Source organism: Bacillus sp. SIMBA_154, from assembly GCF_046536015.1.
GTDB lineage: Bacteria > Bacillota > Bacilli > Bacillales > Bacillaceae > Bacillus > Bacillus pumilus_P.
This window is the reverse complement of the sequence record NZ_JAWJBV010000066.1, coordinates 1-458: the sequence shown is the minus strand read 5'-3', so window position 1 is coordinate 458 and position 458 is coordinate 1. Positions and strand designations below refer to the sequence as shown.

1 protein-coding gene is annotated in these 458 nt (G+C 58.3%); it reads right to left on the bottom strand.

Annotated features, from left to right (window positions below):
* The coding region (locus tag R0K30_RS21105; protein ID WP_410612710.1) for a DUF4148 domain-containing protein at positions 1–458 on the bottom strand (458 nt) is incomplete at both ends.

Below are 458 nucleotides of genomic sequence, written 5' to 3'. Positions count from 1 at the left end.
CCTGTTGTGTCGGCCTGGGCAGTCGACTGGGACGAGTTCAGCCGCGCTTCTGCCTGCTGGATGGATTGCGGATAGTGAATGTCTTTGCGGGCCGGGTTGTATCCGGCGTGCTCGATCTGAACGAGTTGTGCACGAACTTCCGCTCGCGTAAGACCTTGTCCCGCGAACGCAAGTGCAGGAACCACCGCAAGTGCCAGCATGACAGTTCGAATGGCGAGTTTCATGGCCGTGATCTCCAGTGAGTTGGGAAGGGCAGTCACACGATGTGCGATGCCGTAGAAACAGCATGCGCCTTCCGAACTGAAGATAATGTTAACGATGACGTTGATGAGGCGGTTCGAAAGTGCAATGCGAATGTGCGGTGCGCGGGCCCAGGTGGGCGTTTCGCGCCGGCCTATCGCAGCGGGAAAGGTGTCGGAACAAAAAAAGACCCGGACTCGCACCGGGTCAAACGAGCG